Annotated in this window: 19 protein-coding genes and 1 pseudogene; 12 read left to right on the top strand and 8 right to left on the bottom strand. The window is 69.4% G+C overall.

All coding sequences use genetic code 11. From position 1 onward, the window contains the following. Positions 1–19: 19 nt before the first annotated feature. The 3 genes from ACQP2X_RS11835 to ACQP2X_RS11825 all read right to left on the bottom strand — a co-directional run bounded on the left by ACQP2X_RS11835 (position 20) and on the right by ACQP2X_RS11825 (position 1,932). A complete protein-coding gene (locus ACQP2X_RS11835; protein ID WP_498696278.1) occupies positions 20–580 on the bottom strand; it encodes a hypothetical protein in 561 nt (186 codons plus the stop codon). A gap of 138 nt (positions 581–718) precedes the next feature. After that, a complete protein-coding gene (locus ACQP2X_RS11830) occupies positions 719–1,087 on the bottom strand; it encodes an EthD domain-containing protein (protein ID WP_498696276.1) in 369 nt (122 codons plus the stop codon). Positions 1,088–1,098: 11 nt separating this feature from the next. Next, positions 1,099–1,932, bottom strand: a complete 834-nt coding sequence (locus tag ACQP2X_RS11825) for a helix-turn-helix transcriptional regulator (RefSeq protein WP_498696274.1) — start codon at positions 1,930–1,932, stop codon at positions 1,099–1,101. An 11-nt stretch (positions 1,933–1,943) separates the two neighbouring features. On the opposite strand from ACQP2X_RS11825, the gene ACQP2X_RS11820 reads away from it, so the two are divergent. Next, positions 1,944–2,699, top strand: a complete 756-nt coding sequence (locus ACQP2X_RS11820) for an oxidoreductase (RefSeq protein WP_498696273.1) — start codon at positions 1,944–1,946, stop codon at positions 2,697–2,699. A 16-nt stretch (positions 2,700–2,715) separates the two neighbouring features. Here ACQP2X_RS11820 and ACQP2X_RS11815 read toward each other — a convergent pair. Further along, positions 2,716–4,040 (bottom strand): annotated as a pseudogene (locus ACQP2X_RS11815) (molybdopterin-dependent oxidoreductase). 85 nt (positions 4,041–4,125) lie between these two features. Next, positions 4,126–4,980: a CE1 family esterase gene (locus ACQP2X_RS11810; protein ID WP_498696272.1), complete on the bottom strand. Its 855-nt coding sequence runs from the start codon at positions 4,978–4,980 to the stop codon at positions 4,126–4,128. 334 nt (positions 4,981–5,314) lie between these two features. Between ACQP2X_RS11810 and urtA the strand changes: the two genes are divergently transcribed. Genes urtA through ACQP2X_RS11770 form a run of 8 tightly spaced genes read left to right on the top strand, consistent with a single transcriptional unit; the run spans position 5,315 to position 12,888 of the window. After that, on the top strand, positions 5,315–6,598 hold the full coding sequence (urtA, locus tag ACQP2X_RS11805; protein ID WP_498696270.1) for an urea ABC transporter substrate-binding protein: 1,284 nt from the start codon (positions 5,315–5,317) through the stop codon (positions 6,596–6,598). A gap of 6 nt (positions 6,599–6,604) precedes the next feature. Beyond that, a complete protein-coding gene (urtB, locus tag ACQP2X_RS11800) occupies positions 6,605–7,489 on the top strand; it encodes an urea ABC transporter permease subunit UrtB (protein WP_498696268.1) in 885 nt (294 codons plus the stop codon). After that, a complete protein-coding gene (gene urtC, locus ACQP2X_RS11795) occupies positions 7,486–8,583 on the top strand; it encodes an urea ABC transporter permease subunit UrtC (protein ID WP_498696266.1) in 1,098 nt (365 codons plus the stop codon). The genes urtB and urtC overlap by 4 nt, the downstream gene beginning before the upstream one ends. Further along, positions 8,580–9,359: an urea ABC transporter ATP-binding protein UrtD gene (gene urtD / locus ACQP2X_RS11790; RefSeq protein ID WP_498696264.1), complete on the top strand. Its 780-nt coding sequence runs from the start codon at positions 8,580–8,582 to the stop codon at positions 9,357–9,359. The genes urtC and urtD overlap by 4 nt, the downstream gene beginning before the upstream one ends. Before the next feature lies 1 nt (position 9,360). Next, the gene (locus ACQP2X_RS11785; RefSeq protein ID WP_498696263.1) at positions 9,361–10,044 is read left to right on the top strand and encodes an ATP-binding cassette domain-containing protein; all 684 of its coding nucleotides are present in this window, start codon (positions 9,361–9,363) and stop codon (positions 10,042–10,044) included. A gap of 56 nt (positions 10,045–10,100) precedes the next feature. After that, positions 10,101–11,750: a purine-cytosine permease family protein gene (locus tag ACQP2X_RS11780; protein WP_498696262.1), complete on the top strand. Its 1,650-nt coding sequence runs from the start codon at positions 10,101–10,103 to the stop codon at positions 11,748–11,750. Further along, positions 11,750–12,316: a TetR/AcrR family transcriptional regulator gene (locus tag ACQP2X_RS11775; RefSeq protein WP_498696261.1), complete on the top strand. Its 567-nt coding sequence runs from the start codon at positions 11,750–11,752 to the stop codon at positions 12,314–12,316. Before ACQP2X_RS11780 ends, ACQP2X_RS11775 begins: the two co-directional genes overlap by 1 nt. Further along, complete coding sequence (locus ACQP2X_RS11770; RefSeq protein ID WP_498696260.1) at positions 12,313–12,888, top strand: TetR/AcrR family transcriptional regulator; 576 nt, start codon at positions 12,313–12,315, stop codon at positions 12,886–12,888. Before ACQP2X_RS11775 ends, ACQP2X_RS11770 begins: the two co-directional genes overlap by 4 nt. 15 nt (positions 12,889–12,903) lie before the next feature. On the opposite strand, the gene ACQP2X_RS11765 is transcribed toward ACQP2X_RS11770, so the two are convergent. Further along, positions 12,904–13,074: a VOC family protein gene (locus tag ACQP2X_RS11765; RefSeq protein WP_498696259.1), complete on the bottom strand. Its 171-nt coding sequence runs from the start codon at positions 13,072–13,074 to the stop codon at positions 12,904–12,906. Positions 13,075–13,337: 263 nt separating this feature from the next. Between ACQP2X_RS11765 and ACQP2X_RS11760 the strand changes: the two genes are divergently transcribed. Both ACQP2X_RS11760 and ACQP2X_RS11755 read left to right on the top strand, forming a co-directional pair. Continuing rightward, a complete protein-coding gene (locus ACQP2X_RS11760) occupies positions 13,338–14,078 on the top strand; it encodes a M66 family metalloprotease (RefSeq protein WP_498696258.1) in 741 nt (246 codons plus the stop codon). Between the two features lie 161 nt (positions 14,079–14,239). Next, positions 14,240–14,695 (top strand): hypothetical protein, encoded by a 456-nt coding sequence (locus tag ACQP2X_RS11755; protein WP_498696257.1) that lies wholly within the window; start codon positions 14,240–14,242, stop codon positions 14,693–14,695. A 9-nt stretch (positions 14,696–14,704) separates the two neighbouring features. Here the strand turns inward: ACQP2X_RS11755 and ACQP2X_RS11750 are convergent. Then, positions 14,705–15,528 (bottom strand): IS5 family transposase gene (locus ACQP2X_RS11750; RefSeq protein ID WP_498700918.1). Its coding sequence is split into 2 segments (ribosomal slippage): positions 14,705–15,196 and positions 15,199–15,528, totalling 822 coding nucleotides; the frame shifts between segments, so codons are not numbered across the junction. 121 nt (positions 15,529–15,649) lie between these two features. Continuing rightward, positions 15,650–16,795, bottom strand: a complete 1,146-nt coding sequence (locus tag ACQP2X_RS11745; RefSeq protein ID WP_498696256.1) for an endo-1,4-beta-xylanase — start codon at positions 16,793–16,795, stop codon at positions 15,650–15,652. Between the two features lie 171 nt (positions 16,796–16,966). On the opposite strand from ACQP2X_RS11745, the gene ACQP2X_RS11740 reads away from it, so the two are divergent. After that, positions 16,967–17,893: an NADP-dependent oxidoreductase gene (locus ACQP2X_RS11740; protein ID WP_498696255.1), complete on the top strand. Its 927-nt coding sequence runs from the start codon at positions 16,967–16,969 to the stop codon at positions 17,891–17,893. Positions 17,894–17,897: the final 4 nt, after the last annotated feature.

Here is a 17,897-nt window from a genome sequence, read left to right as displayed (position 1 = left end):
CCCTTTGCGCGGCGCCCGTTCAGTTGGCCTTGGCGGCGCGGCCGAGACGGATCGCCGCGATGAGGAAGAAGACGGCGCCGGGGATGGCGTAGGCGGCGGCCTGGTTGAGCACCGGGTCGTCGGCGCCGGCGCTGGTGATGAAGTTGACGCCGGCCAGCACCGAGATGGCACCGCTGATGATCATCGGCCACTGGCCGCCCATCGCGCGGCGGCGGACGCCGACGGCCAGCTGAACCACTCCGGCCACGACCGCCCACGCGCCCCACACCCGCAGCATCGCCGGGATGCCCGAGGCGGCGCCGACGCCCAGGCCGATCGCCGCGAGCAGGCTGACGGCCATGTTCACGTACAGCAGCGCCGACGAGCCGGTCGACCGCGACGAGCGCATGTCGTAGATGGCGGCGCCCACGTCGAACAGCGGGTAGAGCACGAACAGCGTCACCGACAGGGCATTGACGTCCTTGGCGGTCGCGATGGTCACCCCGGCCCAGACGATGGCGAAGGCGAAGCGGATGAAGTACAGCCGCCGCAGCGCGGAAGCGGTCTGCGAGATGCCGGGCGAAACAGCAACAGTGCTCACGGGGAACCCTTCGTAGCGGGCAGATCGAACGTTCTGTTCCCCAAGCATGATTGCCGCTTCGGCGCACTGTCAAGACGGAACGTTCTATTTACGGCGAAGCCGGCCCGGCCGCCCACTGAGTGGCGGCCGGGCCGGGTCTTACTCGATGTCGGAGAACAGGCCGGTGATCTCCACCTGAGCGCCCTGGAGGCCGCCGAAGACAGCGCCGGCGGTCGGCGTGGCGACCGCCGCCGAGGCGTCCTCATAACTGGCGAAGTAAAGGTCGAGCGTGCGGTACGCGGGGGTCGCGGTGCCGTCCTCCTTGGGCCACACCTTGGCCGACTCGAGCCGCTGCAGCTTCGGGAAAGTCCCGGCGGCGGCGCGCACGTCGGCGTAGACCTTCTCGAACTCGTCGGCGTCGGCGGGGTTCCCGATGACGATCGTGATCTTGGAGGCATGGCCATCTCCTCGCAGTGGAACGAACGTTCTGTCACGAGAAACGCTAGCGGCCCTGATCGGCCCCGTCAAGACCGATCGTTCTACCTTGCCGGATGATGCCGGCGGGTGGCGTCCAGCGTGCCGAGCAGGGTGAGGGCCTGTGCGCTGGGGCTGCCGGGCTCGGGTTGGTAGACGACGAGAAGCTGGCCGGTCGCGCCCCGTACATCGAATGATTGGGAGACCAGGGAGAGCGGCCCGACGTCGGGGTGGACGAGCTCCGTGGGGTCCTGGCTCTTGCCGTAGACGGCGTGGGAGGCCCAGAGCTTGGCGAAGGTTTCGCTCTCCCGGCTCAGGGAGCTCACCACTTCGCGGAGGCGGGGATGATCCGGGTCGAGGCCATCGGCGTGGCGCAGACCGGCCACGATCGACTCGGCGAAGCGGTCCCAGTCGCCGAAGAACCGTTGCGCCGCCGGGTCGAGGAACGTCATGCGGGCCAGGTTGTCCCGACTTCGGAACGGGGAGAACAGCGCCTCGGCCAGGGCGTTGGCGGCCATGAAGTCCTTGGCCGGGTTCAGCACGAACGCCGGGACGCTCGCGTAGCCGTCGAGGAGGAAGCGCAGCGGCGCGCTGACCGTCTCCCGCGGCGGCCGGCGCCGGCCCGGCGCCGACCCGGCCAGCCGGTACAAATGCTCGCGGGCCGCCTCGTCCAGGCGCAGCGCGGTGCAGATCGCTTCGAGGATCTGCGGGGACGGGCCGCGCTCGCGCCCCTGCTCCAGGCGGGCGTAGTAGTCGCTGTTCATCCCGGCGAGCGCGGCGACCTCCTCGCGCCGCAGCCCGTCGACCCGCCGCCGTCCGTACGACGGCAGGCCGACGTCGCCGGGACGCAGCCGGGCGCGGCGCGCGCGGAGGAAGTCGCCGAGGTCGTTTCCGCTCACCGTCGCAGCGTATGTGCCGCCCCGGCACCGTCCGCCAGCAGGACGACTTGGACGCTTTCACCGCGCTGCACGCCGAGCGCGCCCACGCCCGGATGCTCGACGTCACCGACGACGACGCCGTCTTCGCGACGGTGAACGAGCTCGAGAAGACGGTCGGCCCGATCGACGTGCTGATCGCCAACGCCGGGTACGGCCTGGAGGGCACCTTCGAGGAGACCCCGCTGTCGTCGCTGCGCGCCCAGTTCGACGTCAACGTCTTCGGCGCGGCCGCCACCATCCAGGCCGTCCTGCCGTACATGCGCGAGCGCCGCCGCGGCCACATCCTCGCCGTCACCTCGATGGGCGGGCTGGCCGGCTTCCCCGGCGTCTCGGCCTACTGCGGCAGCAAGTACGCCCTCGAAGGCCTCCTCGAGTCCCTGGGCAAGGAGGTCGCCGGCTTCGGCATCCACGTCACCGCGATCGCGCCCGGCTCCTTCCGTACCGACTGGGCCGGGCGCTCGATGACCCGGGCCGAGCGGACCATCGCCGACTACGACGAGCTGTTCGACCCCCTCCGCCAGGCCCGGCGGGAGGCCAGCGGCCGGCAGCTCGGCGACCCGGCCCGCGCGGCCGGCGCCGTTCTGCAGGTCCTCGACCTCCCGGAGCCGCCGCACCACCTCGTCCTCGGCTCGGACGCCCTGAAAGCCGTCCGAGCCGGCCGGGACGCCGTCGACCACGACATCGACACCTGGGCGAAGCTCTCCCGCTCCACCGACACCGCACGGTGAGCCGCCGGCGCCGCGGTCAGCCGATGCGCACGTCGACGCCGTGCCAGCCGGTGGCGCCGTCCGGGGCCGGCGGCGCCGGGGTGCTCGTCTGGGTCCGGCCGTTGCGGTCGGTCGCCCGCACCCGCAACCGGTGGTCGCCCTCCGCGGCCTGCCACTGATAGCTCCACTGCCGCCACGTGTCCACCGAGACCGTCGCGGCGAGCGTCGCCTCCTCCCACGGGCCGTCGTCGACCTGCACCTCGACCTTGGCGATGCCGGTGTGCTGGGCCCAGGCCACACCGCCGACGACCACCGTTCCGGGCGACCGCCTCGCCCCGTCGCGCGGGGTGTCGATGCGTGACCCGGTCTTGATCGGCCCCTGGGCCGACCAGCCGCGCGGCACCCAGTAGGCGTCGTAGTCGGAGAACCGGGTCAGCTCGATCTCGGTGATCCACTTGCAGGCGCTGACATAGCCGTACAGGCCGGGGACGACCATCCGCACCGGGAAGCCGTGCTCCACCGGCAGCGGCTGACCGTTCATCCCGATCGTGAGCAGCGCGTCGCGACCGTCCCGCAGGGCGGCGGTCGGTGTGCCGCAGGTCCAGCCGTCCACCGACCGCTGGACGGCCTGGTCGGCGCCGGGCAGCGGATCGGCCTCGTCGATCAGTTCCCTGATCGGCGTGCCGAGCCACAGGGCGTTGCCGATCAGGTCCCCACCGACCTCGTTCGACACGCAGGCGAGGGTCACGTGGCGCTCGATCATCGGCCGTCGCAGCAGCTGCTCCCAGGTGATCGTGATGGGGTTGCGCACCATGCCGTGGATGCGGAGCTCCCACGTCGCCGGGTCGACCTGCGGCGGATAGAGCGCGGTGTCGATCCGGTAGAAGTCGGCGTTGGACGAGACGTACGGCGTCACGCCCTGGACCTGCACCCCGGCCGGCACCGACGGCGGGGTCTGCCGGGGCGGGGGAAGGACCACGTCGTCGCGGGCCTGCGCGACCGCCTGCCTCTCGGTCAGCAGCCGGCCCACCACGCCGCCGGCCGCCGCCACCCCGGCGGCGAGCCCCACCCCTTTGAGGAACCGCCGCCGGCCGCCCTCGCCGAGGACGCGCTCCGGCGCGGCCGGTCGCACCCCGGCCAGCGCCAACAGCTTGTGCAGGACCCAGACGGCCAGGGCGGCCCCGGCCACGGTGGGCAGCCAGGCGAAGACCCCGGCGCCGGCACGTTGTCGACGACCACGCCGCCCACCGCGAGCAACGGCGCCGACAGCGGCCCGGTCAGGACGGCGACCACCTCGGCGGCTCCCACCGCTACCGCGGCCGCCGCCACACCGGACAGCCCGGCACGCACCGAGGAATTCACGCGCCAATACTGCAATCGCGCCGCGCCGAACGGCACGTGAGCATTCCGACCATCAAAGCGCGGACCGCGATGAACATCGCGCGCGTCATCGACGTACGGGCTCGGAAAGGTCGAAGAACTCGTCGACGAGCCGGGCCGTCCGCACGTCATCGGTGGTCCGGCCCAGCACAACGGGCGCCTTGGCCGGGCCCGGGATGGTGTGCCCACCGCCGCGCACGGTGTAGAGGGCCACCGGCGGCCGTCCGGGCTCGCGGTACTCGGTGCGCTCGACCGAGGTGGCCGGCAGTTCCGTGATGCTGGGTGGCGCGGTGATGCCGTTGCGGGCGGCGAAATAGGCGGCGGTCGCGGGCGCGGAGAGGCTGCGGCCGGCGACCTTGAAGAGCTTGCGCGCCCACCAGCTGAACTCGCCGCCCTGGTAGTTGACGATCGGGTCCTTCGTGCCGTGGATGAGCAGGACCGGAAGCGGCACGGCGGGTGCGCCGGCGAACAGGAAGTCCTCGGGCACCGGCATGGTCGCGGCGATCACGGTCGCTCCGGCGATCAGCTCGGGAGCCTCGTGGACCAGGCGCATCGCCATCTGGCCGCCGTTGGAATATCCGATCGCGTACACCCGCGCGCGGTCGATCTTGTGGCTGTCGGCCAGCTTCTCGATGAGCGCCCGGGTGAGGCCGACGTCGTCGCTGTCGTCGACGCGGGCCGGGAAGGAGCTCTGGCGCCGGGCGTCGTTCCAGTTGCCCTTGTGGCCGTCCGCGTAGACCACCACGGCGGTGCCGCTGCCGGCGAGCGCGTCGTAGGCCCGGCCGGTGAACTCCCGGTGCTTGGCTCCGGTCTGTTTCGACCCGTGGAAGACGAGCAGCAGACTCCGCCCGGGCCGGCCGTCCGAGGGCCCGACGATCTCGTACGTCCGCCGGGTGCCGTTCACGGTGATGTCGTCGCGCATGGGAGACCTCCTGGAGGGGATTAACTATCCGCTCCAGGATAACAGCATCGGATTTTTTATCCGCTACATGTCAGTAGTGTGCCATCGTGGTCGCGTCGACCAAAACCGTGGCAGAACTATGACATCGGTTCTCCACGGGCTTGCAGGGCTTTCGCACTTCTCCCGGGCACTGGCTACAGAGTTGGAACATCCGAGAAATGTCAAAGTAATGACGCGCCGCCAATCTTCTCTCACCTGCAGTAGCCGGCGGCGCGGGGACGGGGAGCTCGGGACGCCTGCGGCTTGCTGGACATCCACATCCGCTCGATTCGGTCCCAGGACGGAGCTCTCACATATGTCCACCACCAGCAAGCGGCTGCATGCGCTCGCGGCCACCATGACCCTCCTGCTCGCCGGCTGCGGCGCCCGCGCCGGCGACGACGCCACGGCCGCCGGCGGATCATCCGCGGCAGCCAGCTGCGTCGACACCTCCGGCTCCACCGTCAAGCTCGGGTTCCTCAACTCCCTCACCGGCGGGATGGCGATCTCCGAGAAGACCGTCTCCAATGTGCTGCACATGGCCGCCGACGAGATCAACGCCGACGGCGGCATCCTCGGCAAGAAGATCCAGTACGTCCAGGAGGACGGCGCCACCGACTGGCCCACCTTCGCCGAGAAGACCGAGAAGCTGCTCACTCAGGACTGTGTCGCCGCGATCTTCGGCGGCTGGACCTCGTCCTCCCGCAAGGCCGTCAAGCCGGTCGTCGAGAAGCTCAACGGCCTCTTCTTCTATCCGGTGCAGTACGAGGGCCTCGAGTCGTCGCCGAACATCTACTACACCGGCGCGACCACCAACCAGCAGATCATCCCGGCCATGGACTTCCTCGCCTCCAAGGGAGTGAAGACGCTGTTCCTGGCCGGCAGCGACTACGTCTTCCCCCGGACCGCGAACGCGATCATCAAGCTGTACGCGGCCAAGCTCGGCATCAAGATCGTCGGTGAGGAGTACGTACCGCTCGACAAGGACGACTGGACCAGCCAGGTGGCGAAGATCGTGGCGGCCAAGCCCGACTTCATCTTCAACACCATCAACGGCTCGTCGAACGTCGGCTTCGTCAAGGCGTACTACGACGCCGGTCTGACCCCCGCGAAGACGCCGATCATCTCGGTGTCGATCGCCGAGGAGGAGGCGCCGGCCATGGGCCACGAGGTCACCGGCAACTACGCGTCCTGGAACTACTTCCAGTCGCTGAAGACCGCCACCAACCCGAAGTTCATCCAGAGCTGGAAGGCCTATCCCAACAGCAGCGGCGTCACCTCCGACCCGATGGAGGCCGCCTACATCTCGCTGTACCTCTACAAGGCCCTCGTCGAGGCGGCCGGCTCGTTCGACGTCGACGCGGTGAACGCCGCGGCCAAGAAGAACACCATCACCTTCGACGCGCCGGAGGGCAAGGTCACGCTCGACGGCGACAACCACCACATCTCCAAGCCGGGCCACATCGGACGGATCAACGCCGACAACCAGTTCGACATCGTCTGGGCCTCCGACAAGTTCATCGAGCCCGACCCGTACCTCGAGGCGTACGACTGGTTCCCGGCCGACATCCGCAAGCAGCTCACCGACGCGGCGGGCTGACCGCACGTGGACGCGCTGACCGCACCACTGCTGAACGGGAGTGCCCAGGGCGCGCTGCTCCTGCTCGCCGCGCTGGGCCTCTCGCTCACCTTCGGCCAGATGGGCGTGATCAACATGGCCCACGGCGAGTTCCTCATGATCGGTGCCTTCGCCGCCTACCTCGTCCAGCAGGTCATCACGGCCAGCAACCTGTCGATACCGGTCGCCCTGCCGGTCGCGTTCGTGGTCGCCGGCCTGTTCGGCCTCCTGCTGGAGGTCACCATCATCCGATGGATGTACCGCAGGCCGCTGGACACGCTGCTCGTCACGGTCGGGGTCGGCCTGATCCTGCAACAGGCGGCCCTGCAGATCTTCCCGTCCCAGGGTGTCCCGGTGGAGAAGCCCGGCTGGCTCGACGGGCAGCTGCACATCCTCGGCTACGACTGGCCGCTGCGGCAGCTGTTCACCATCCTGCTCGCGACCGCCTGCGTCGCCGCGCTGGCGGCCTGGCTCAAGTACACCTCGTTCGGCCGCCGCATCCGGGCGACCGTGCACAACCGGGATCTCGCCGAGACCACGGGGATCTCCACCCGTACGGTCGACCGCCTCACCTTCTTCGTCGGTTCGGGGCTGGCCGGGGTCGCCGGCGTGGCCGCGTCGCTCATCGGCGGCACCAACTCCCAGATGGGCGCGCAGTACATCATCCCGGCCTTCCTCGTCGTCGCCGCCGGCGGCATCGGCCAGCTCAAGGGCACCATCATCGCCGCGTGGGCGGTGGGCGTCGCCCTCTCGTTCTTCGCCTACTGGACGACCGGCAGCTTCGCGCAGGTGCTCGCCTTCATCCTCGTGATCGTCTTCCTGCAGGTGCGCCCGCAGGGCCTGTTCACGGTGCGAACCAGGAGTCTCGCATGACCAAGCCGAAGCCATGGCTCTCCCTCAGCGGCATCGGGGTGTTCGCCGTACTGCTCCTCGGTGTCGCTCCCCTCGTGCTCACCGATCACTGGCTCAACAACCTCGGCAAGTACTGCTGCTGGGCCATCGTCGCCGTCGGCATCGGCCTCGCGTGGGGCCGGGGCGGGATGCTCGTGATGGGACAGGGGGTGTTCTTCGCCCTCGGCGCCTACTCGATGGCCATGCATCTCACGCTGGAGACCGCCGGTGACCGGGTTCCCGGGTTCATGGTGCTCTACGACCCGCTCGCGCCGCTCCCGATGTTCTGGGAACCGTTCCGCAGCACGACCTTCACCCTGCTGGCGATCGTGCTGCTCCCGGTGATCGTGGGCGGCGCCCTCGGCTACGCGCTGTTCCGACGCGGCGTGAAGGGCGCCTACTTCGCGATCCTGTCCCAGGCGCTCGCGGTCGCACTGGCCACCCTGATCAGCTCCACGATCCGGGAGACCGGCGGCGACACGGGGCTCAGCGATTTCAAGTACTTCTTCGGATTCGTGCTGAACGACCCGGCGAACAAGGTCATGGTGTACGTCATCACGGCCGCGCTGCTCATCGTGTGCGTGCTCGCGGTGTGGCAGCTCTACCGCAGCCGTTTCGGTGAGCTCCTCGTCGCCACCCGGGACGCCGAGGAGCGCGTGCGCTTCCTCGGATACAACCCGGCCAACGTCAAGCTCGTCGCCTTCGTCCTCTCCGCGCTGATGGCCAGCATCGGGGGCGCGATGTTCGTGCCGATCGTCGGCATCATCACCCCGGCCGAGATCGGCGCCGCCGCCTCGATCTTCATGATCGCGGGCGTCGCCTTCGGTGGCCGCGCCTCGCTCTTCGGTCCCGCGCTCGGCGCGATGGCGGTCGGATGGGGACAGTCGAGCCTCGGCTCCACCTGGCCGGACGGATGGACGTACATCCTGGGCCTGCTTTTCATCGTCGTCATCCTCTTCCTGCCGAAGGGGCTGTCGTCGCTGCCCGCCCGGTTCACCGCCGCGCGCCGCCGCGAACCCGGCGAACGCCCCGCGCCGGTGGCCGCTCCCGCCGAGCTCGAGAAGGTGGCGTCATGACCGGGACCTCGCTCGTCGTCACCGACCTCCACGTCGAGTTCTCGGGCTTCGTCGCCGTCGGCGGCGTCAGTTTCGACGCGCACCCCGGCGAGGTCCGGTTCCTCATCGGACCGAACGGCGCCGGCAAGACGACCTGCATCGACGCCATCACGGGGCTGGCCAAGGGCACCGGGTCGGCGAGGCTCGGCGAGACGGAGCTGCTCGGCAAGCAGGTGCACAAGATCGTCCGGCTCGGGGTCGGCCGGACGTTCCAGACCGCGAGCGTCTTCGACGAGCTCACCGTGTTGCAGAACCTCGACATCGCCGCCGGACGCCACCGCTCCCCCGCCTCGCTGCTGCGGACCCGGCGCGGCGTCGACCCGTCGATCGAGCGGGCACTGGAGGAGACCGGGCTCGCCGGCGAGCTCGCCACACCGGCCGGCGTCCTGTCGCACGGTCAGAAGCAGTGGCTGGAGATCGCGATGCTGCTCGTGCAGGACGCGAAGGTGCTGCTGCTCGACGAGCCCGTCGCCGGCATGAGTCACGACGAGCGCACGGCGACCGGCGAGCTCCTGCAGCGCGTCGCGGCGAAGCGCATCGTGCTCGTCGTCGAGCACGACATGGACTTCATGCGCCGCTTCGCCACCCGCGTGACAGTGCTGCACCAGGGCAAGGTGCTCTCGCAGGGCACGGTGGCCGAGGTACAGGCCGATCCCCAGGTGCAGGAGGTCTACCTCGGCACCGCCGGGGCCGCCACCACGGCCGCCATGTCGGTCGTGGCGCAGAAGGAGAACTGACATGCTCGAGCTCACCGACATCGAGGCCGGCTACGGGCGCACGCGGGTGCTGCACGGCGTGACGGTGCCGTCCGGCGATGTCGTGGCCGTGCTCGGCCACAACGGCGCCGGCAAGACGACCCTGCTGCGTCTCGCGATCGGCCTCATCAAGCCCTCGAAGGGCCGCGTGGTGTTCGACGGCGAGGACGTCACGTCGCTCGCACCCAACCAGCGCGTCGCTCGCGGCATGGCGTACGTCCCGCAGGGTCAGCAGTCGTTCGGCCAGCTCACGACGCTGGAGAACCTGCAGCTCGCCGCCGACGGACGCCGGCGCGGCAAGGCCCTCATCGACGCGCAGCTGGCCCGCTTCCCCGCACTGGCGCAGTTCGCCGCCCGGAAGGCGGGCCTGCTCTCGGGCGGGCAGCGCCAGCAGCTCGCGATCGCCCGCGCCCTCATCACCGAGCCGAAGCTGCTCATCCTCGACGAGCCGACCGAGGGCATCCAGCCCACGATCGTCGCCGAGATCGAGCAGACCATCATGCAACTGGCCGGTGAGGGCATCAACGTGCTGCTCGTCGAGCAGCACATCGGCTTCGCCCTCGAGGCCGCCGAGCGCTACGTCGTGCTCGCCTCGGGATTCGTCGCACAGACCGGCGAGGGCGGTAAGGCCGCCACCTCCACCGTGCGAGCCGCCATGACGATCTGAGTCGACATGACCCGCGCCCGCAATGCCGTCGTAACACCGGACAGCGACCATGCCCTATGTCGACGGACAACGCGCGCGCGGCTGCGGAGGACAGCCTGGAGGACTACGCGTTCCGCTATGTGCCGCGCACTTTCCGGCGCTGGAGCGCGGCCTCCGTCGGCGCCACCGCGCTCGGGTCCATCGCGTTCCTGGCCGATTTCTCGATCGGCGCGAGCATCGGCATCGAGCACGGCACCGCCAACGCCGTGCTCGGCATCCTGTTCGCGTCGGTCATCATCGTCCTGGTGGGCGTGCCCGTCGCCTACTACGCCGCCCGCTACAACCTCGACCTCGACCTCATCGCCCGCGGCTCGGGATTCGGCTACTACGGCTCCATCATCACGACCGTCGTCTTCGCCGGCTTCACCTGCATCTTCTTCGCTCTCGAGGGCGCCATCATGGCGCAGGGGCTGCAACTGGCGACGGGGATGCCGCTGTGGCTCGGCTACCTGATCTCGACCGTCGTCGTGATCCCGATCGTCATCTACGGCATGCGGGCCCTGGAGCGCCTGCAGTTCTGGACCACGCCCCTGTGGCTCGCCCTGGCCCTGCTGCCGCTGCTGTGGATCGTCGTCTCCGACCCCGAGGCGGTGCGCGCCTTCACGTCGTTCAGCGGCGACTCCGACGGCTCGATCAGCTTCGGCGCCGTGGTCTCGGGTGCGGCCGTGTGCTTCGCGCTCACCCCGCAACTGGCGGAGCAGATCGACTACATCCGGGCCATGCCGCCGCGCATGCCGTCGAACGCGCGCTCGTGGTGGACGTCGTTCGCGTTCGCCGGCCCGGGCTGGGTCGTCTTCAGCGGCACCAAGCAGGTGATCGGGGTGTTCCTCGCCGTCTACCTCCTCGTGAAGGTCGAGCCCGCGCTCGGGCACCAGGCGACCGAACCGGTCAAACAGTTCGTCGAGATGTACCAGACCCTCGTCCCCGACTGGCTCGCGATCGTTCTCGCCCTGGTGCTCATCGTGGTGGCCCAGGTGAAGATCAACGTGACGAACGCGTACTCGGGCTCGCTCGCCCTCTCGAACGTCTTCACCCGGATGGCGAAGCACTATCCGGGTCGCACGATCTTCGTCCTGTTCAACCTGGTGATCGCGTACGTCCTCATGATGCTGGACGTCTTCACCCTGATCTCCTTCGTGCTGAGCCTCTACGCGAACGTCGTCATGGCGTGGCTCGTGACGATCGCCACCGACATCGCGATCAACAAGCGGGTGCTGCGCGTCTCGCCGCGCTTTCCCGAGTTCCGCCGCGGCATGCTCCACGACTGGAACCCGGTCGGGCTCGTGTCGGTCGGGCTCGCCTCGGTGCTGTCGCTGCTCGCGTTCGCCGGGCTGCTCGGCGCCGCCGTCAAGCCGTTCTCGGTGCTCATCGCGATCGGCGTCGCGTTCGTGACCACGCCGGTCATGGCCCTCGCCACGCGGGGACGCTACTACCTGCGCCGCCGCTCCGACGGCATCGACTCCCCCCGCTTCGACGAGCACGGCAACCCCTCCAGCGAGCGGCTCCGCTGCCATGTCACCGGATATATGTTCGAGCGGCCGGATATGCTGGCCTCGGCTGAGAGAGGACCTCGAGGCGAGGTGCAGTACGTCTCGTCGCTGGCGCTGACTCTCGACGATTCCGATCGCTACGTGCTTCCCCCGGAAGTCGGCAGGAGGCGGACGTAATGGACGAGTCGGTCGATACCGCGACCGCCATCCTCGCGAGCGCCGCGGTGCTGCTGCGCGAGCGTGCGTTCGACGACATCTCCTATCGTGCCCTCGCCGACGAGGTCGGCATCTCGGAGCGCACGATCTACCGCCAGTACCCCACCCGCGCGCACCTGCTGGCCGCGCTCGCGAACTGGATCGAGCAGAGCTGCTTCCCCCTGCCGCCGTTCGTCACCGTGTCCGATTTCCGCGCCGCCGTGCACGAGCGCTTCCGCGCCTTCGACGCGTCACCCGCGTACGCCTACGTCGGCGCCCGGGCCTCCGCCATCTCGCCGACGCTGGACGCCGAGCCGGCCTCCATCACACGAGCGATCGAGGCGATGCTCGACGTGGCGGCGCCGGCGCTCAACCGGCGGGACCGGCTACGGGTCGCGGCATCCCTGCGCTACTTCTCGTCGGCGATGTTCTGGTCGCGGCTGCGCACGGGCTTCGACATGGACGCCGGCGAGATCTGCGACGCGTTCGACCGCGCCGTGGGCGCCGTGCTGGCCCGGCTGTTCGACGAGGCGTGGGCGCGACCGTGACCGGGCCGACGGCCACACCGGCGCTGAGCGGCACGCAGGCGGCGATCCTCGCCGCGTACGCCGACCTGATCGAGGAGCTCGGCAGCGACGACGTGTCGAACCGGGTCATCGCGCGCCGGGCCGGCATCGCCGAGCGCACGGTGTTCCGCAACTACCCCACGCGCGTCGACCTGCTGCTGGCGACCGCGGCGTGGATCGAGGCCACGGTGTTCGCCCGCGAGGAGTCGCCCTCGATCTTCGACATCCCCCTCGCGATCCGCGACGCGATGCGGCGCTACGACGCGCGGCCCGAGCTGGCGCACGTCGTCGCCGAGGCGGCGATGCGCGGCGTGCGCGGCGCGGCGCCGTCACCCGGCCGGGCGCAGCTCGAGCGGCTGCTGGAGACCGAGGTGCCCAGCCTCGACGCGCCGCAACGCCGGGCGGTCATCGCGGCGCTGTCACACCTCGACTCCGCCGCGACCTGGGTGACGTTCCGCCGCGAGTTCGGCATGGACCAGCGGGACATCGCCGACGCCGCCGCGTGGGCGGCGGAGGCGGTGCTCGACAGCATCCGCAACCGCGTCGCCCCGTAAAGGGGCGTACAAGCCTCAGTCCTTCGGTGCGACCCGGATCCGGTTCCCGTCCGGATCGGCGGCCAGAAAGGTCAACCCGAACCCGACATCGCGCGGCTCCCGCAGGATCGTGACGCCCTTGGACCGCCACTGCTCGAAGAGCGCGTTGATCTCGCCGGGTCCTCCACCGCCGATGGCCAGGCACACCTCACTGGTGCGCGGAACGCCGGCTGACAGTCCCTCGAACTGCTCGGAACACAGAGCGAGGTCAGCCCGAGAAGGTCGCCGTAGAAGCGAGCGACCGGTCGGTCCTTACGCTGTGACGTCGAACAAAAACCTCAAGCACGCGTTCGCCGGCCGATGTATCGGCGGTGAGAATGACGCGACACCTCTGGTCGGCCCCTGTGTCCGCCTTGGCACGGGTAGTCCCTGGCAACTCTGCCTTCTTGACGCGGTGGACGAGGCCGGCCTTGCTCATCACCGCCAGCGCAGTCCTCGTTGCCGCTCAGCCAGGCGTCGCTGACGCCGCGGTCAAGGGCAATGCCAAGGCGTACGCCTTCATGAGCCAGGTCAACGGCAAGGGCCCCATCGCTCGGTGGAACCCCTGCGACGGGCCGATCGTCTACCGCGTCAACCTTGCCCGAGCGCCCAAGAACATCCTCCCCGAGGTGAAGACCGCCTTCACCGAGGTCGCCAAGGCGACCGGCCTGAAGTTCACCTATGCGGGCACCACCAATGTGATGCCGTTCCCGAAGACGAAAAACCCGTCCTACTTCGGTCCCGGCGAATACCCCACGGGCACGGACATCATCGTCGCGTGGGCCAACCCCGGCAAGCAGAGCACGCTCCTGCCGACGGGTTACACCAATCTCGGCCAGGGCGGCGGTGGCTGGACCAAGGCGTACACCCTCTCCGGCGCCGAGGCGCTGATGATGACCCGCGGCAACGTAGTCCTCAATGCCAACAAGATGGGCACGCTGGCCCGCGGCTTCGGCGCCCACAAGAAGAGCACCACAGGCTCGCTGCTCATGCACGAGATCGGCCACGCTGTCGGCCTCGACCATCCAAAGATCAAGGACAAAAACGAGATCATGTACCCCCAGAACCTCGGCTCCAAAGCCGTCTGGGGTGCCGGCGACCTCGCCGGACTCAAGAAGATCGGCAGCAGCGCCGGTTGCCTGTACTCGGAGAGTCCAAAGTCGTCTGCATAACGGCACGTCGCCGGAACGAGATTCGTGCTTGCCGGTCGGTTTGGCCCCGGGCCAAGGCGGCAATGGTCGCTTGGGACAGGACAAAGCGTCCGCAGGAGGCTCTCGATGTCCGCCACGCCCGTCCCGTTCCGCGCCGGCGACCCGATCGGCCAGGTGCCGACGTGAATCTCACCGCGCGCCGGAAAGGGCTCTGGACCACCGACTACGAGATCAGCGCCGACGGGCGACGGCTGACCGAGTGGGACGGGAAGACGTTCAACAACGGCGGCTCGTTCGAGCTGGACGCCCGCACCTACACCGTCACGGCCGGCGCGTTGCTCACCCGCTGGGAACTGGCCGACGGGACCGGACAGCCGGTGGCGGTGGCCGAACACGTCGGGCGCAAGCGATGGACCATCATGTCGCAGGCACGGACGTACACCTTCGAACGCGCCTCGATCTGGCGGCTGGAGGAGCGGCTCATCGTCGACGGCGAGCCCGCCGGATCCATTCGGCGCGAGCGCCTGGACAGCGATCTCTCCTACGCCGATCTGCCCGCGCTGCCCCAGGCTCTGCAGGTGTTCGCGTTCATGGTCGCGCTCGCGGGCTGGGACGTCGCCGACACCAACTCCGGCTAAGACCGCGTGTCAGTTGGGGTTGTTGCTGGCCAGCAGGTTGAGCCGGGTGGCGCGTCGGAAGCAGATTAGAGCGCAGGCCAGGCGCAGGAATCCGAGGTAGTGGGAAGCCTTGCGCTCGTAGCGGCGGGCCAGGCGCCGGAATCTGGTGGTCCATTCCAGGCAGCGTTCGATGACGTAGCGGTGCCGGCCCAGGTGCTTCGACGACTCGATGCCCGGCCGGGCGATGCGCGGCACGATGTTGCGCTCACGCAGCAATTCGCGGCATCCGGGGTAGGCGTAGCCCTTGTCGCCGTGCAGCTTCGCCGGCCGTTTGCGTGGGCGGCCGGCGGGCTGACGGATCGGCCGGAGGCCGTCGACCATGTCCTGCAGCATCTTGTGGTCGTTGAGGTTGGCGGCGGAGATGTCCACGTGAACAGGCAGTCCACCGCGTTCGCTGATGGCGTGGATCTTGGAGCCGGGCTTGCCCCGGTCTACCGGACTGGGCCCGGTCAGATTCCCCTTTTGAGCGCGCGGACGTGCATGCTGTCGATACTCGCCCGCGACCAGTCGATCTGCCCGGCGACACCCAGGATGTCCAGCATCGCCTGATGCAGACGGGTCATCACGCCAAGGCTGACCCACTCGGAGAACCGGCGGTGCGCGGTACGCCAGTGCACCGGGAACGACCCAGGCAGCTTGCGCCACGAGCAGCCGGACTCCAGCACGTAGACGATCGCCGCGAGCATCGCCCGGTCATCAGTGCGCCGCCGGCCACCACCCTGATGCCTTTCCGGATGCGCAGGCAGCAACGGTTGGGCGAGATGCCACAACGCATCCGGGCAGTACTTCTCCACGTCATCCACGCCAGGTCAACGAATGACCTTGCTACTCAACAACCCCAAACGACACACGGTCTAAGGGCCGGACTACCGGATCCGCTGCCGCCGGTTGCGGGTCGGCGGCAGCGGTCCTGTGTCAGCGGCGTGGGGCGCCGGAGGCGAGGGCCAGCGCCTGCTGCAGCACGTCGTACTGGCCCTTCGGGTTCAGCTGCTCGTCGTAGATCAGGGCGGCGCCCTCCTGCGGGTCGCTGAACCAGCCGGGCACCCACGAGTAGGCGTCGCCGAAGCCCCATGGCGTGAACGAGACGCAGGCGCGGACGGCCAGGCACGCTTGCAGCGTGCGGGACCAATAGCTTTCCTGTGCGTACGGGGCGAGCGCGTCGACCGGCTCGTTGACGGCGTCCGCCTTGGTGCGCGTACGGACGTCCACCTCGGTGAGGGCCACCTTCAGTTTCAGGGCGGCGAAGCGCTCGAGGTTGTTCGTGAGGTCGGGGTAGCCGTACTGGGTGGAGAGGTGACCCTGGAAGCCGACGCCGTGGATCGGCACACGCTGCGCCTGCAGTGAGCGCACCATCGCGTACACGGCGTCGCTCTTCACCCCGGTGAACTCGAGGTTGTAGTCGTTGTAGAACAGCAGGGCCTTGGGATCGGCCTGGTGCGCCCAGCGGAACGCGTCGGCGATGTAGCCGGTGCCGCCCCACGCCTTGTACCAGATCGTCTGGCGGGGCTGGCCGTTGTCGTCGAAGGCCTCGTTGACCACGTCCCACTGCCAGACGTCGCCCTTGAAGTGGCGCACCTGGTCGAAGATGTGCTTCTTCAGGGCCGCCTTCACCTCGTCGTTGGACAGTGTGGTCGTGTTGCCGTCCGAGGACAGCCATGCCGGCAGCTGGTTGTGCCAGACGAGCGTGTGGCCGCGTACCAACTGCCTGTTCTTCTTCGCGAAGGCGACGACCTGGTCGGCCTTCTCCCAGGTGTAGGTCCCGCGGACGGCTTCCACCTCGGCCCACTTCATCGCGTTCTCCGGAGTGATCGAGGAGAACTGCTCCGCGGCGATCCGCGTGTATTTCTCGTTGGCGCCCAGCAGGTCGGGGTTCACGGCCGTGCCGACGCGCAGGCCCACGCGGTCGGCGAGCGCGCGGAGCGCGTCGGCCGGATATGCGGGCGGCGGCGACGGTTTCGCGGTCGGCGGAGTGGCGCCGGCCGGCGCCGAACCGGCGAAGGTCAGCTGTCCGCCCAGCACCACCGCGGCGCTGACAACAGAGAGGGCAAGTCGAAGACGCACCGGAACTCCTTTAAGACCAGGCGACGAGATAAGACCAGGCGACGAGAATCCGAAACTTCCGGAAACCTTCCGGAAGTAATTACTGGAATCTATGTCCCCGGTCTTCGAATGGTCAAGAGTTCCGCGACGGAGCGTGATGTGCGCCGGGCATCGAGGGTCTAGAGTGGACGCGTGCTGGGAGTCGTCGCGGCCGCGCTCGGCGGGCCTGAGGTGTTGAAGGTGACCGAACTGCCCGAGCCCGAGGCGGGGCCGGGGCAGGTGGTGGTGCGGGTCCGCGCGGTCTGCGTGCACCCGGCCGACGTCGCCGCCACCACCGGGGAGATCCCTCTCGGGCCGGACGTGCCGCCCTTCTCGCCCGGGTGGGACATCGCCGGCGAGGTGGCATCGACCGGACCCGGCGCCGAGGGCGTCGCCGTGGGTGATCGTGTCGCCGGGATGATTCCGTGGTACACGACCCGGGGCGCGCCGGGCGGCTATGCCGAGTTCGTGGCCGCCGACACGGAGTGGTTGGTGCCGTTGCCGGACGAGCTCGACTTCGTCTCCGCCGCCACGGTGCCGCTCAACGCACAGACCGCGCATCAGGGGCTGTCACTGGTGTCGCTGGCGATGCTCCCGGCCGGCAGCAGCATTCTGGTCACCGGGGCGAGCGGCGGTGTCGGCGGCTTCGCCACCCAGCTCGCGGTCCGGAGCGGCTACCGCGTCCTGGCGCAGGCCAGCCACGACGACGAGAAGTGGGTGCACGGGCTCGGCGCTCACGAGGTCGTCCCCCGCTCCGCCAATCTGTCCACTGTGGGGCCGGTGGCCGCGGTGTTCGACGCGATCCCGCTCGGCGCGGCGGCGGCCGCCGCCGTCGAGGACAGGGGGATCGTGGTGGTGACCCGGCCCACGCCGGACTTCGTCCCGGCCCGTGGCGTGCGCCAGGAGCTGCAGCTCATCCGGCTCGACCGCGAGCTGCTGGCCGGCCTGGTGGGGCAGGTGGCGGCGGGCGAGCTGCGCACGCGCGTGGCGGAGACGATGCCGTTGACCGAAGCGGCCGACGCCCACCGGAGGGTGCTGGCCGGTGGGCTGCGCGGAAAGATCGTGCTGACGGTGGGCTGACGCC

Origin of the sequence: Actinoplanes sp. CA-131856, assembly GCF_050956135.1 — a bacterium.
Lineage (GTDB): Bacteria > Actinomycetota > Actinomycetes > Mycobacteriales > Micromonosporaceae > Actinoplanes.
This window is presented reverse-complemented; position numbering and strand designations above follow the sequence as displayed.

Coding starts and splice junctions, on each gene's coding strand:
- ACQP2X_RS11820 (WP_498696273.1), top strand. CDS start 1,944: ATGTGCCGCCCCGGCACCGTCCGCCAGCAGGACGACTTGGACGCTTTC.
- ACQP2X_RS11810 (WP_498696272.1), bottom strand. CDS start 4,980: ATGCGCGACGACATCACCGTGAACGGCACCCGGCGGACGTACGAGATC.
- urtA (WP_498696270.1), top strand. CDS start 5,315: ATGTCCACCACCAGCAAGCGGCTGCATGCGCTCGCGGCCACCATGACC.
- urtC (WP_498696266.1), top strand. CDS start 7,486: ATGACCAAGCCGAAGCCATGGCTCTCCCTCAGCGGCATCGGGGTGTTC.
- urtD (WP_498696264.1), top strand. CDS start 8,580: ATGACCGGGACCTCGCTCGTCGTCACCGACCTCCACGTCGAGTTCTCG.
- ACQP2X_RS11785 (WP_498696263.1), top strand. CDS start 9,361: ATGCTCGAGCTCACCGACATCGAGGCCGGCTACGGGCGCACGCGGGTG.
- ACQP2X_RS11780 (WP_498696262.1), top strand. CDS start 10,101: ATGTCGACGGACAACGCGCGCGCGGCTGCGGAGGACAGCCTGGAGGAC.
- ACQP2X_RS11775 (WP_498696261.1), top strand. CDS start 11,750: ATGGACGAGTCGGTCGATACCGCGACCGCCATCCTCGCGAGCGCCGCG.